The organism is Parendozoicomonas sp. 2304DJ65-17 (assembly GCF_058148445.1).
The window spans coordinates 490,305-503,537 of record NZ_JBYVJV010000003.1 but is presented as its reverse complement, the minus strand read 5'-3'; the positions used below and the strand labels follow the sequence as shown (position 1 = coordinate 503,537).

Here is a 13,233-nt window from a genome sequence, read left to right as displayed (position 1 = left end):
TTTCTCCATTGTTGTTTCTCACCAACTAAATCCATAGCCAACCCCGCCACCTTTTACCGAGCTGGCAATACCTGCCTTAATCTGAATCAAGTGCTGCTTATCACTCCCCCATTTCTGGGAATAACCGGCAGCGAACGCTGTCTTGTTGGCATTGTTTGCTACCCCAAAACCAATCATTCTGGGCTGGTCGATTGTTTGCGGAACCATTGCTAGAGCACTGGCTAGCGAAGCACTGTTACGAGACCGGTTGTCGTATTTGTCCAGCCTGTTGCAGGCAGAACATCCAGTATCAGCTTCTTTTTGAATATCCTGCACTTCTTTGGCTAAAGGAGATACAGAACTCTGCACCTGTTGTACGTCAGTTTGCAGGTTACTAACGTTTCCCTGGATCTGCTGTAAGTTGCCCTGAATGGGCGCAAGTGAGTCATTGACCTGTTTCAGTTCAGATTCAAGTGGGTTAACCGTTTCGATAATATAAGTCTTGGTGGCAAACTCGCCGACTTTAGTCTGGTTGTTTACATCCCATATATCTTTGTTTCCCTGGTTTGTACCTCTGAATATTTCCCCAGTTTTCATATCCACACCAATAGCGTATTTCTTGGCTCCTGCATCGTCATAAATACCACCTCCGGTACCCGTTCGCACAATGTCGGGAACATCTGCTTGAAGATATGAAGAGCACAAGAAGAATGCCGCCGCAGCTGAAACGGTATGGAATACACGGGAAAACATTGTGGGCCTCCGGTCGACAAAGCCGGCAAGCATAGCTTAAGCCGCCCAGCAGTGAAGAATATTGAAGTAAATGACTCTTCTTACAGGGGCTAATTCCTGTGCCGAATACCCCAGAGGTAAAGGTATTAGATCACTGCTAGGTTTACTGAAGAACAGGGGAAAGTTGAAAGAGGCAGGGAGCATGTTTAGTCGTTTTATTTATGCGCAAGTTATGGCGCTGGCCTTGGTAGCCTTTGGGGCTAACCACAGTTTTGCCATGACTGTCGATTTCAACAGAATTGCTCAGTTAGAGGACAGATCCAGGCCAATTTTAATCGCTACCCAGAGCCTGCATGCGATGGGTTACATAGCTTATGCAGATACACTCTCCAGAATTATTCTAGATAAGTTCCCTGATCAAAAAGTGAGAATTCTGGTAGAAGTCGGCAGTGGTGAGAAGTTCAAGGATCTGAAAGGACGGTTTGCTTTTCACCCCAGCGCGGACGTGAAGATTGGCACAGCTAAACAGCTGGAAGGTATTACTGAGGACTGGATTCTTTCATCCTTACTTACGATCTTTGCGGTGGAGCGCCCCACGATAAATCTTCCTGAGGAGAGTCAATACAACTGTTTTGTTGTTTTTAAAATTGACTATTCAGGCATTCCTCTTGATGAACAAGGGCGCTGTTTTGGAATTATGTGGCCTGGGCTTGGGGATAAAAAAGATGGAATTCTGGTGGCACCATCAATTCTAGAAGAATTAAGTAAGCGTAAAAGCCGTGTCTTTAAAAAACACTTTAGCCGTTTGCTAAGAGAAAAACCGGCGTTAAAAAATGCACTGGCTGGAGCCAGAGCACCGTTCAGTCTTTTCAGCTTTCCTTATCGCTTTTATATGGTCTACAAGCACTTTGGTTTGGGTGAGTATGTTGGTTATGTCGCCATGTTAGATAAGGAGCCATGGATACTCACGAATGAAGATTTAAGTGGTGAGTCGAGGCTTAGCCAATCAGTTGTTGAAAGTATTGTTTTGAGATTAAAGGGCACAGGTGTATCTGAGATCGACTATATAGATCTGGAGCATAATAACAGGCGCACTATCAATACCAATGGCGGAGGTAGTCGTACAGTACATCTGGTACGTCTGCCCCGTATTAATGATGATATGGCGTATTCATCACTGTTTTACTTTTCCCAAAACCCTGTTGGAGTTACCGGAAACAGAAGCCTTATGAATGCTTTGGCGATGGGGAAGGTGCCTGATTACTCTTCCCCCTGGCATTGGCAGAATGAATTTTATGATCACCTTGGAGTGCTTTTTAATTCACCAGAATTGAAGAAGTACTTCGATGCTACATATCACAACAAAGCTGAGCATTTTCGAGCTTATCGTAAGTCAGCCCAAAGCCGGAAAGTGCCGTACGACCTGAAAAGTATATTGGCCAATTACAAACTCTTAGAGGTTGTGGAGAAGTTTGTAGAAAGTCCTGAACGCTAGTGCTTTTGGATGGCTGTACTGGCTGTACTGGTAACCATAAGTGCTAGATCTTCTCCTCTGCGCCTGTACGCCAGCCAGGGAGAAACGATAAGCTCAGGTGCATTGTCAGCTTTTATTTCCGCAAAGCCATAACGGCTGTAGAAGGCGACGAGATGATTGTAGGGGTAACACCATACTGGTTGCCCCAGTTCAGGTAGGCAAGCTTCTAATAACTGGCCGCCTACGCCTTGTCTTTGTAGGCTTGTTGCAACCCACAAACCACGTAACAGCAGATAATCACCTTTAGCGGTGAAACGTACAGCCGCAACTATTACCTGCTTCTGTCTGGCGACGTAAACGATATCATCCCGACCACATTTGCCTTTATGGCCGTTAGCTTTATAAAACCGGTTAACCAGCCCAAGCTGGTCACCGGTGATTTGTGAAAAACTGAGGTTGTCCACGGAATTAAATAAAGGTATCCAGCCAGGGAGTTTCCGGCAGTTGTTCCAGCTTGGCGATGTATTGCTTGGTGTTGAAGGGTTTGCCACTGCTCACCATCTTTTCCATTTCCAGACCCAGAGCGCAGGCCATCATTTCAATGGCTTCCTCTTTGTCTGTGCCGGTCATTACCAGTCGCATCAGCTGTTCTTTAACTTCGATGGGGTTGCCTTCTTCCAGCTGGTTTTCAACGATGGTTTTCAGCTGCTCACCGTCCAGCAGTTCTTCTGTTTCAGACATCGGAGTTCTCGATAAAAAGATGGCGCCATCATAGACAAAACCCGGTCTGATTACGACCGGGTGCTGGCTGTCATTACACAGGCGGTGGTGTTGTCAGCAACATCTTTTAGTGGGGCTCCGTATGCGGACTTTTTGGCTGTTGCCAAAATGAAGTTCACTACATATCTGGCAACTTGATCCGGATTTAACTTTTTCTTGGAAACAAGATGGTGAACAAGTTTGCCCAGATGCTCGGTTATGGCGAATTCTGTAACACCATCGCTGACAACAACAATCGTGTAAGCCCGGTCTTTCTCCATTGGTAAATGAGTGAGCTTTGATCGGGCGGATAAACCAATAAGAGACTCATTACCGAGCCCTCTGGCGTTCATCACCATATTGCCCAGCCTGTCGGGGCCTGTTCTTCGGGAGCCTTTGTAAAGAGTGCCATTCCTTTTCTTTATTCCTTTTTGGAAATTTTTATCCTCTACTGCCATGTCAGTCGTAAGCTGGGTTACGTGGCCCAGATCATCAACAACAATCGCCCGGGAATCCCCAAGGTTGATGCCGTAAATCGTGTCGGCAGATACAAAAACGCTGCAGGCCGTGGAGCCAGATGTCTGACATAGACCTTCCTGCTTAATTCTGTGGTTGGTATCAACCATGGCTGTTTTCGCCATGTTATACATCATAAGTTCTGTAGCATCTGGAGCCGCATATTCTTCCAGTCGTTCTTTGCTTTGCTCAGGCCATAATTTGCAGGCCGCTTCTGCTGTTTGCGCACCGTTGTGACCATCACAGAGCGTGACCGTATGAAATAGGTGGTTTGGTGTCAGGGGATTATTGATCTCGGCAAAACAGTGTTTATCTTCCCGATACTCCTGTTTGCCGTCATGGGTAGCCCATCCGGCAGAGCAATTGGAAGATTGAGGGTAACTGCCAGACTGTGTTTCAGCTAAGTCCGTAGGTGTATCGCCCCAGTCAATATAGTCATCCACCATTCGTGAAAAATTTTGATAGTAATCACGGTTACGGTGATCAACCCAGTTTCTTGATTCTTGCTCCTGTTGCTCGATTGCTGCTTGAGTAGCTGTTTCTATTCTTCGATGAGCTTCGTCTTTATCAATACAAATCCGGTACTCCAGATTCAGAAATTCTTCGATCTTGAACTCATCACCTTTCAGTGGAACTGGTTGACCTTTGACCTTGCCACTGATTGTTGGACAGTGTTCAGGCTCTAAGAAAACAATCTTGCCAGCGGTATAAGCCGTTTTACCTTTGCGCTCAACTGGGCAGGCTTCAATTGTTAAATCACCACAATAAGGAACTGTATGTACAGTTCGAAAGCTGTGGTGCTTCACTGCCGTTTTTGATGCTGTGACGGGTAATGGAGGCAACTCCTGTGGTGTCTCTTTAGACGATACTGAATGCATGGCTCACCTGCTGCATATTTTTGCGAAATAAAGAGTTATCGACAGAGTGAATTCCAGAAGGTTGACTTGTTGTTATCTAAGCTGACAACTTTGTTAGCTGATAGGTGTTTGTTTCTTCTATATGCGTGGAAAGAGTGGCTATTCTGTAAAGAATCTGATTGCTAGAAAGCAGCTGGCAAGGTAGTCTGCCTCGCTTTTGTATCCGGCAGGCACTCAGCACCGGAACATTCCAAATAGAAAAGATCTGACAGGACACGAATTTGATCACAACAGCCAATATCACCATGCAGTTCAGCGACAAACCGCTGTTCGAAGATATCTCCGTTAAGTTTGGTGACGGTAACCGTTATGGATTGATTGGTGCCAACGGTTGTGGCAAATCCACCCTGATGAAAATCCTTGGCAGTGAGCTGGAGCCTTCCGCTGGTTCTGTTTCTCTCGCTCCTAATACCCGTATGGCGAAGCTAAATCAGAACCAGTTCGCTTACGAAGAGTACAGCGTGATTGATACCGTACTGATGGGCCACGCGGAACTGTGGAAGGTAAAAGCTGAGCGTGATGCTATCTATGCGAAAGGCGACATGTCTGAAGAAGAGGGCATGCGTGTTGCCGATCTGGAAGTCCAGTTTGGTGAAATGGATGGTTACTCCGCTGAAGCCCGTGCCGGTGAATTGCTGTTAGGTCTGGATATTCCTCTGGACCAGCATTACGGCTCAATGAGTGCCGTTGCACCCGGTTGGAAACTGCGTGTGTTATTGGCACAGGTGCTGTTTGCTGATCCAGATATCATGTTGCTGGACGAACCGACCAACAACCTGGACATCAACGCTATCCGCTGGCTGGAAGACGTGCTGAAGCAGCGCGACTGCACCATGATTATCATCTCTCACGACCGTCACTTCCTGAACAGTGTCTGCACACATATGGCGGATCTGGATTACGGTGAACTGCGCATGTTCCCAGGTTCCTACGATGAGTATATGACCGCCGCTGAACAGGCTCGGGAACGTATGCAGGCGGACAACGCCAAGAAGAAAGCCCAGATTGCGGAACTGCGCACCTTTGTCAGCCGCTTTTCTGCCAATGCTTCCAAGGCCAAGCAGGCTACATCCCGCCAGAAGCAGCTTGATAAAATCAAACTGGAACAAATGAAACCTTCCAGCCGCCAGAGCCCATTCATCCGTTTTGATCAGGAAAAGAAACTGTTCCGAAACGCTCTGGAAGTCAATGGTCTTTATCAGGGTTATGAAGAACCATTGTTCAAAGATGTGAACATGCTGGTGGAAGTGGGTGAGCGCATCGCCATTATCGGCCAGAATGGTATTGGTAAAACCACACTGCTGCACACACTTGCAGAAAAGATGGCGCCTAAGGGTGGTGAGGTTAAGTGGTCTGAGAATGCCAATATTGGTTACTACGCTCAGAACCACAGCGAAGATTTCGATATGGATATGAATCTGTTCGACTGGATGAGCCAGTGGCAGAACGAGGGTGAAGACGAACAGACCATTCGTGGAACCCTTGGGCGTATGTTGTTCTCCCAGAGCGATATCAAAAAGTCCGTTAAGGTTATTTCCGGTGGTGAGCAGGGCCGTATGCTGATTGGTAAACTGATACAGCAGAAGCCAAATGTTCTGCTGCTTGACGAACCAACCAACCACATGGATATGGAAAGTATCGAATCCATCAATCTGGCGCTGGAAAACTACCCAGGTACACTGATTTTCGTTTCTCACGACCGTCAGTTTGTATCGTCTCTGGCGACCCGGATCATTGAGATCACTGAAAAGGGTGTAAATGACTTCCACGGTAATTACGATGATTACCTGAAGAGTCAGGGCATTGTTGAAAACGCCTGATCTGATTGATTAAGTCATTATAAGAAGCCCCGTACAACAAATAGCTGTACGGGGCTTTTTTATGCCGTAGTAGTCCTTATAACCCTCTTGCCTTTGCCCACTTATGATGTGCGGATATAAAACCTCAGGTGTAGAGAATTTAAAGGAATGTCGGCAAGCTGCTCTCTTCTGCAACGTTATCAAACTGAACTGGGAAAGCTTTTAAAGCTCTCCCTGCCCATTATTGGCGCGCAGCTGGCTGCCGCCGGTATGACGTTTGTTGATGTCAGTATGGCAGGGCAGTACTCATCACTGGATCTGGCTGCCGTTGCCATTGGCTCGAGTATTTGGGGGCCGACGTTTTATCTGATTCGTGGCGTATTGATGGCTATTACTCCTATTGTTGCCCAGTTGTTTGGCGCACAGAGCTACCGGGAGATTCGCCATAAAACCCGTCAGGGAGTCTGGGTCGCGTTGTTTATGTCTCTACTGGGATGGGCCGTTGTGTTATCCCCCGGAGCATTTCTGGATGACATGAATGTTAATCCGGATATCGCTGATCTCGGGCAGAGTTATTTGCAGGCACTGGCTTTTGGTATTCCCTCTATGTGTCTGTACCAGCTGATGACCAGTTATTGTGAAGGGTTGTCCGATACACGAGCGCCGATGATTATCGGGTTGATCGCTTTGCTTATTAATATTCCTGCTAACTATGTGTTGATCTACGGTAAGTTCGGTCTACCCGCTCTCGGTGGTGTAGGGTGCGGTTATGCGACAGCGATTTGTTTTACCCTGATGGCATTAATGATGTTCTTTTACATCAGGCATAGCCAGAAACACACTCAGAGTGGTCCATTCCGGCACTTTGAGTGGCCGGATTTGCGCTCTATCTGGGATCACCTCCAACTTGGTTTGCCCGTAGGTATCGCGCTGTTTATTGAAACAACGATTTTTGCCGTTATCGCACTGTTGATAGGGAATCTGGGAGTATCTATTGTCGCAGGGCATCAGGTAGCGCTGAATGTTGCCAGCCTTATGTATATTATTCCTGTCAGTCTTGGTGCTGGCGTGACAATTATAACAGGACAGCACCTAGGGGCAGGAAAGCCTTATGAGGCTTCGTTTACCAGTTTCTCCGGTATATCGACCGCTCTGATTTTTGGTTTGCTTATAGCCTCAGGGATCGCTTTTTTTGCTGAGAATATAGCCAGCATTTATTCACGGGATTCGCATGTTATTGCCCTTGCGGCAGAGTTAATGTTATTTGCCGCAATTTACCAGATAGGAGATTCCATTCAGCTGGTTGCCGTTGGTGCTCTGCGTGGTTACAAGGACACCCGGGTGCCTATGTTTCTGATGATGTTTTCCTGCTGGGTTATTGCATTGCCACTTGGTTACTCGCTGGGTATGACCAACATTTTTTTTGAAGCAATGGGCCCCCATGGATTCTGGATCGGTCTGGTTTCAGCATTGTCTACCTCTGCCATTCTGAATTTTTACCGGCTGCGGAAAATCAGCAACCGGGTGATTCAAAAACATAACCAGCAAGGGAGTGCTGGCCTCAATAGCCCGATGACTTCTGGTATTGCTGCCTGATAGCTTTAGAGTTTGTCAATTCAGCAACGTACGAAGCTGACCCCGCAGTTGGGATTTAATGACTTTGCCCGTTGCTGTGTGGGGAAGTTCATTGATAAATACGACTCTGTCCGGATGCATCCATTCGGGCAATTTTCCTTGATACCACTCCAATAACTCTTGTTCATCCAGAGTTTTGTCTTTCTTCTTAACGGCAATAATGAGAGGGCGTTCTCCCCAGGTTTCATCGGGCATAGCAATGGCTGCAGCTTCGGTAATATCCGGGTGAGCCATTGCCAGGTTTTCCAGTTCGATGGAGCTGATCCACTCACCGCCAGATTTAATAACGTCTTTGGCTCGATCAGTGATTTGCAGGTAGCCATCTTCATCAATGGTGGCAATGTCACCAGTGTTCAGCCAGCCATCGCTGTCATGGGAACTGGTATTAGGAGACTCTTCCCCTTCACCAAGATATCCACTGCAGATGGCATAACCCCGCACAAAAAGAATGCCTGGGTCTTTGCCGTTGTGGGCAACTGGATTTCCGTTGTCGTCTTTCAGCTTCATTTCCACGCCAAAAGCGGAACGACCCTGCTTGCAGCGTAAATCCATTTTTTCGTCGTAAGACAGTTCGGTACGTTTCTCGGCCTGATTTAACGTGCCAAGTGGGCTGAGCTCGGTCATGCCCCAGAGATGAACGGTATCTGCACCGTAAACCCGTAACAGGGTGTCCATAATATGGCGAGGACAGGCAGTGCCACCTGTGTAAATCCGGTTCAGGCTATCAATGCGTTTAGCGCTTGATTCCAGATAATGAACCAGCGCCAGCCAGATAGTGGGAACACCAAAAGCCACAGTGACCTGTTCTTCTTCTATTAACGCCTGCAACAGTTCGCCATTACCCATATGGGGGCCGGGGAGAACCATTTTTGCCCCTGCCATAGCGGCGGAATAGGGAATGCCCCAGGCATTCACATGAAACATAGGCACAACCGGCATCACCACATCCTGCTCGTTGAGGCCAATTGTCGCCGCAATATTGCTCATTAATGTGTGCAGAACCGTGCTGCGATGGCTGTAAAGCACACCTTTAGGGTGGCCTGTCGTTCCGGATGTGTAGCAGAGTGAGCTGGCGGTAGTTTCTGGGAACTCTGGCCATTCATATTGATCGCTGGCTGGTGCGATAAGGGTTTCATATTCAATCGCTCCGGGAAGGCTGGTTTGAGGAACGTCTCCATTGTTACCGAGAATAATAAACCCCTTCACTCTGGGGATATTAGGAAGAATTTTTTCCAGAAGAGGAATGAAATCGACTGAGGCGAACACCCAGCTGTCGCCCGCATGGTTAGTTATGTAAGTGATCTGTTCTTCAGACAGACGCGGGTTAATGGTGTGACAAACGCTGCCGGAACAGGCGACAGCATAATAGATTTCTATATGACGGTTATCGTTCCAGGCCATGGTGGCAATACGATCACCGGGGCGTATATCAAGCTCTGCCAGAGCATTGGCTAGTTTACGGGTACGCTGGAAGGTTTCTGCAAATGTTGTGCGATGACGTTTGCCTGCACCATTAACGGAAACAATTTCCTTGTCAGGCCAGGTGCGTTCTCCGTGAAGCAGGATATCCCGTATCAGAAGAGGGCGATCCATCATAATGCCGGTAAGTGGGGAAGAAACCACAGCGCCACCATTTTGATTATTAAAAACAACAGACCTTCAAAAAGTAGTTGTCAGAACCCTAAACTCAAGCACAGATACGGACTGTGCGAGTTGCCGCTAACTGGCGTATGATGTGCCGCTTTTCATCACCTCTGAATATAATGTCCCGACCTGACAGTTCTTCTGCGCCTTTCTGGCATACCAAATCCCTGACCGAGATGACCCGGGAAGAGTGGGATTCTCTCTGTGATGGCTGTGGACGTTGCTGCCTGAACAAGGTGATTGATGACGATGACCGAATTCACACTACCGCTGTGGCCTGCAAACTGTTGGATTTAAACAGCTGCCAGTGCAAAGACTTCCCTAATCGCTGGCACTATGTGCCGGACTGTATCCGTTTTACCGCAGAAAACCTGGAAGAAAATCTGAAATGGCTGCCCGACAGCTGTGCTTATTTGCTGTTACTGAAAGGTTATGATCTGCCAGAGTGGCACCCGCTGGTAACCGGTGATCCCAACAGTGTTCATGAAGCAGGTTTCTCAGTACGGGGTATGGCCGTTTCCGAAGAAGAGTGGCCAGACCCCGATGAGTGGCACCAGCTGATTATTGTGACTGAGGAAGAGGCCGAATCCTGACCTTCATGGCTACCCGGGTCACGGTTATTCTGTGAGGTGTATTTAAGGTTGCAACTCCGGTGTTGGTGGCAATATCAATATTTGGGGCTTTATCAGATATCAGTATCCGCTTCACAGACTCTGCGCTGGCCAGTTCCCTGAAGGAGAGTGGGGTATCGCTGGCCATCATATCCAGCTCCCTCAACCCGTCAGCTTCCTCAAGAATATTCAGCATTAGGGGAACCATAGTGGTTACAGTTCTCGTGATACCTACAACCTGAATACTGTTGGCCAGTAATGCTGGGATATAGGTGGGGGCTGCGACTGGCAGCACGGTGAATTGTTTATCGCTGTATTCTATCCACCGGGTCTGATCATCTTGTGATAACTGTTCAAATCCTTGCACCAGATCTTTGCCCTGATCGGGGGTATAAACCCGGCTCAGGGCTGCGAGAAGCCCGATAGCCTGAGATTTCCTGATCGCAGAATTTCCTATTTCTTCGGGGGAGTTATCTTTGGCTGTCTGCTGGTCATCCTCTTCTGGAAGAACATCATCAGCAGTTCTGTCACTTGCTATGCCCAAGTTTGTTGCTCTGGCGGCTACATATTCGCGGAGTTCTACCGGGGTGTCTGGGTTGCTGCTATATCTCGCCATTATGCTGAATAGTTCACCCAGGGCTTCATAGGTATTCTGGTCGAGGTAAACAGACCCTTTGGGCACTATGTGACCACGGAAACTGCTGATATTGATGACCCAGTGCAGTATCCACAGCCTTCTTTTCTCGTCGCAGTCTTGAGTGCAGGCCAGGCGACGATAATTTTTAAACATGGCTTGTGAACCTTCGCCGTAGAGCATGTGGCGAAGATTGCTGTCGGGCAGGAAAATTGTTTTGAATTTCTCCTCGGTCTCTGGGTATTTTGCAATTACCTGCCTTGCTAGCGGATAAATGGATGCAGCGTGTAGGGCCGTTTGTGCCAGAAACTGATTACTGTCTGAGGGGATGTTTTTCAGAATAACATCCGCCCTTTCCCGGGCCTTAGGAGAAAGTGCTACGGCATGGATAATGGCGGCCGCCTTGAGAACTTCGAGTGATTCTTCACTCAACGCTTTAAACTCATTTGAGATTTTTTTGAAATCCTCGTAGGAAAGGAAAAGCTGTTCACCAGACAATTGCGGTGTCACAAAGGCTCGATAGTCCTTTTCTGTGCCCGATCTCAGCAGCTGAAGGTTATAAAGCCGGGACAGTGCTCTCGGTATTTCCCTGTGAATAGTTCCGGTTTTTTGTTTGGCTCTGTAAACAATATCCATTTCCGGAGTACTGACAGGATTTTCCAGAACCCAGCTGAGCTGCTGCACCTGTTCATCAGTAATTTCCAGCGATGGGCCGAAAACTTCTTGGATAAATCGATAAACTTTGTTTTCCGGAGCTTCCACAACAGGCAAATTTGCCATAAGGGTAAACAGCGCCAGGAATCCCGGAGCTAGGAGAGAGGATTTCAGTTTCATGGCAATACCTGCCGTACTTCACTCATTAAAGGTGCAGAGAGCATAGACGTTGATTTGTGCGGGCAGGTAACGAACTGTTAATACCTAAATGGTAACTTCAATAAATGCAAGCAGGTCGTTGGCTGGACTATATATGTTTCAGAGATAGAGTGGCCATATTGACCTATGGTGGCGGAGTCAGACTGTATGGGAAAATATATTCCTGATGCCATTCGGGCATCAGATTATGCAATATCAGTCCTGTGCTGGTTTGGATTTGTAGCTTGATATCCTTCCCATCGAACAGGCGTTTTAGAATTTCAGTGCGAGCAAGCTCTTTGAAAGACAGTGGTGTCCTGTAATCCAAAAGGTTAAAGCTACGAAGGTTGGCGGCGTATTCTTCCAGATTAAGGAGTAGCGGAACAATACGTCTGACAGTTTCCCTGATACCCACTAAAGCAATGGCATTGTTTAGAACTGACGGTATATAGCGTGGTGTGTTGGGTCGAATGATCAGGGCCCCATAACTGAGTAAAATCAGGATTTGGGTGGACCAATGGCCTCTGGTTATTTCAAACTGCTTCTGACTGTATCGGAACCAGCGTTGCTGGTCATTTTCTGAGAGTAACTGGAAACCTTCTTGCAGCTGCTGAATATCACTGGGGCTGTGCAAATCCGCACGCGTTGCCAGCAAAGCCATCGCCAGATTTTTGTCTGAAACCGTGTGGCTTTCAGTCAGCCCCAGTGTTTCAGCTCTAATGGCTAGATACCGTTTTAGTTCATCATAAGGATGGAATAAACCATAATGAAGCATACTATTGATCACTCTCAAGAGTGAGAGCAGCATAGTTGCTCGTCGATGATCAAAATAAATTGATCCTTTTGGGGATAGGTGTCCCTGCAATCCTGACATGTTTGCTATCCAGTAAGAACTCCAAAGGTTGAAGGTTTTCTGGGCGCAAGGGCAAGCCACAAGGCTATGGAAACTTGAAAACATATCCTGAGTCCCTTCCGCAAACATCATATGTTGAAGATGGGAGTTTGGGGAATAAAGTCGGTGTAAGTTCCTTTCAGCACCAGGGAAATCTGTGCTCAACTCTTTGGCCAACGGGAATATGGCTGCAGGATTTATTGCAGTTTTTTCAAGAAAGTTGGTACTGTCTTTTGTCGTGGGTAGGCGGGTATCAACCACAAGGTGGATATGATCCTTAACCTGGTGCATTGTTGATGATAAGGATGCTGAGTTAATGATTGTTGCGACCCGGACAGTTACATATTCTTGTTCGTTCAGGTTTATGACTGGTTCAGCCAGCTTCTGAAACTGTTCCCAGGTTAAGGGAGTGACTTGCTGTTCAAGCTGTGGAGTGATGAATAACTGGTAATCCCGTTCAGACCCCGAGCGCAGCCTGTCTAGGTTATATAGCCGTGAAAGTGCCCTCTGCACTTCTGGATGCATGGCCGAAGGGTCGTAAACAGCATAATCATCTGAGGTTACTTCTGGACTGCCTATAGCCCAGCTAAGTTGATTCACCTCAGTCTCAGAAAGAATCAGTGAGTCCGCAAATATAAATCTAATGTAATCGTTGATAGCTTGCTCAGAGACTGTTTTCTCAGCGGCAACAACCCCCGGTTTCAATGTAATAAATGAAACGGTAAGGATGGATATAGCCCGCAGCAGGTAAAGCTTGTTAAGACGGGATTGGATCATTACGGCCTGTTG

The 13,233-nt window shown here is 47.4% G+C and carries 11 protein-coding genes; 4 read left to right on the top strand and 7 right to left on the bottom strand.

Annotated elements, in window-relative coordinates:
• Positions 1 to 18: 18 nt before the first annotated feature.
• Positions 19 to 732, bottom strand: coding sequence for a hypothetical protein (locus tag ACY2RR_RS11575; RefSeq protein WP_490108300.1), 714 nt, complete (start codon positions 730 to 732; stop codon positions 19 to 21).
• A gap of 181 nt (positions 733 to 913) precedes the next feature.
• Here ACY2RR_RS11575 and ACY2RR_RS11570 point away from each other — a divergent pair, with 181 nt between their 5' ends.
• Positions 914 to 2,206 (top strand): hypothetical protein, encoded by a 1,293-nt coding sequence (locus ACY2RR_RS11570; RefSeq protein ID WP_490108299.1) that lies wholly within the window; start codon positions 914 to 916, stop codon positions 2,204 to 2,206.
• Here the strand turns inward: ACY2RR_RS11570 and ACY2RR_RS11565 are convergent.
• From ACY2RR_RS11565 to ACY2RR_RS11555, 3 genes are read right to left on the bottom strand one after another with little or no spacing between them, the layout of a single operon-like run.
• Complete coding sequence (locus ACY2RR_RS11565) at positions 2,203 to 2,649, bottom strand: GNAT family N-acetyltransferase (RefSeq protein WP_490108298.1); 447 nt, start codon at positions 2,647 to 2,649, stop codon at positions 2,203 to 2,205. The genes ACY2RR_RS11570 and ACY2RR_RS11565 overlap by 4 nt on opposite strands.
• 4 nt (positions 2,650 to 2,653) lie before the next feature.
• Positions 2,654 to 2,926, bottom strand: coding sequence for a hypothetical protein (locus ACY2RR_RS11560; RefSeq protein WP_490108297.1), 273 nt, complete (start codon positions 2,924 to 2,926; stop codon positions 2,654 to 2,656).
• A gap of 50 nt (positions 2,927 to 2,976) precedes the next feature.
• Positions 2,977 to 4,338, bottom strand: coding sequence for a PP2C family serine/threonine-protein phosphatase (locus tag ACY2RR_RS11555; protein ID WP_490108296.1), 1,362 nt, complete (start codon positions 4,336 to 4,338; stop codon positions 2,977 to 2,979).
• 260 nt (positions 4,339 to 4,598) lie between these two features.
• Here ACY2RR_RS11555 and ACY2RR_RS11550 point away from each other — a divergent pair, with 260 nt between their 5' ends.
• On the top strand, positions 4,599 to 6,197 hold the full coding sequence (locus ACY2RR_RS11550) for an ABC-F family ATPase (protein WP_490108295.1): 1,599 nt from the start codon (positions 4,599 to 4,601) through the stop codon (positions 6,195 to 6,197).
• A 147-nt stretch (positions 6,198 to 6,344) separates the two neighbouring features.
• Positions 6,345 to 7,772, top strand: coding sequence for an MATE family efflux transporter (locus tag ACY2RR_RS11545; RefSeq protein ID WP_490108294.1), 1,428 nt, complete (start codon positions 6,345 to 6,347; stop codon positions 7,770 to 7,772).
• A 15-nt stretch (positions 7,773 to 7,787) separates the two neighbouring features.
• Here the strand turns inward: ACY2RR_RS11545 and ACY2RR_RS11540 are convergent, their stop codons facing one another.
• A complete protein-coding gene (locus tag ACY2RR_RS11540; RefSeq protein ID WP_490108293.1) occupies positions 7,788 to 9,434 on the bottom strand; it encodes a long-chain fatty acid--CoA ligase in 1,647 nt (548 codons plus the stop codon).
• Between the two features lie 140 nt (positions 9,435 to 9,574).
• On the opposite strand from ACY2RR_RS11540, the gene ACY2RR_RS11535 reads away from it, so the two are divergent.
• Positions 9,575 to 10,048 (top strand): YcgN family cysteine cluster protein, encoded by a 474-nt coding sequence (locus ACY2RR_RS11535; RefSeq protein ID WP_490108292.1) that lies wholly within the window; start codon positions 9,575 to 9,577, stop codon positions 10,046 to 10,048.
• Here ACY2RR_RS11535 and ACY2RR_RS11530 read toward each other — a convergent pair.
• Together ACY2RR_RS11530 and ACY2RR_RS11525 are read right to left on the bottom strand one after the other, a co-directional pair.
• Positions 10,017 to 11,534, bottom strand: a complete 1,518-nt coding sequence (locus ACY2RR_RS11530; RefSeq protein ID WP_490108291.1) for a hypothetical protein — start codon at positions 11,532 to 11,534, stop codon at positions 10,017 to 10,019. The two genes, ACY2RR_RS11535 and ACY2RR_RS11530, sit on opposite strands and share 32 nt — an antisense overlap.
• A gap of 163 nt (positions 11,535 to 11,697) precedes the next feature.
• Positions 11,698 to 13,221 carry a hypothetical protein gene (locus ACY2RR_RS11525; RefSeq protein ID WP_490108290.1) on the bottom strand — a complete coding sequence of 508 codons (1,524 nt, stop codon included), beginning with the start codon at positions 13,219 to 13,221 and terminating at the stop codon, positions 11,698 to 11,700.
• Positions 13,222 to 13,233: the final 12 nt, after the last annotated feature.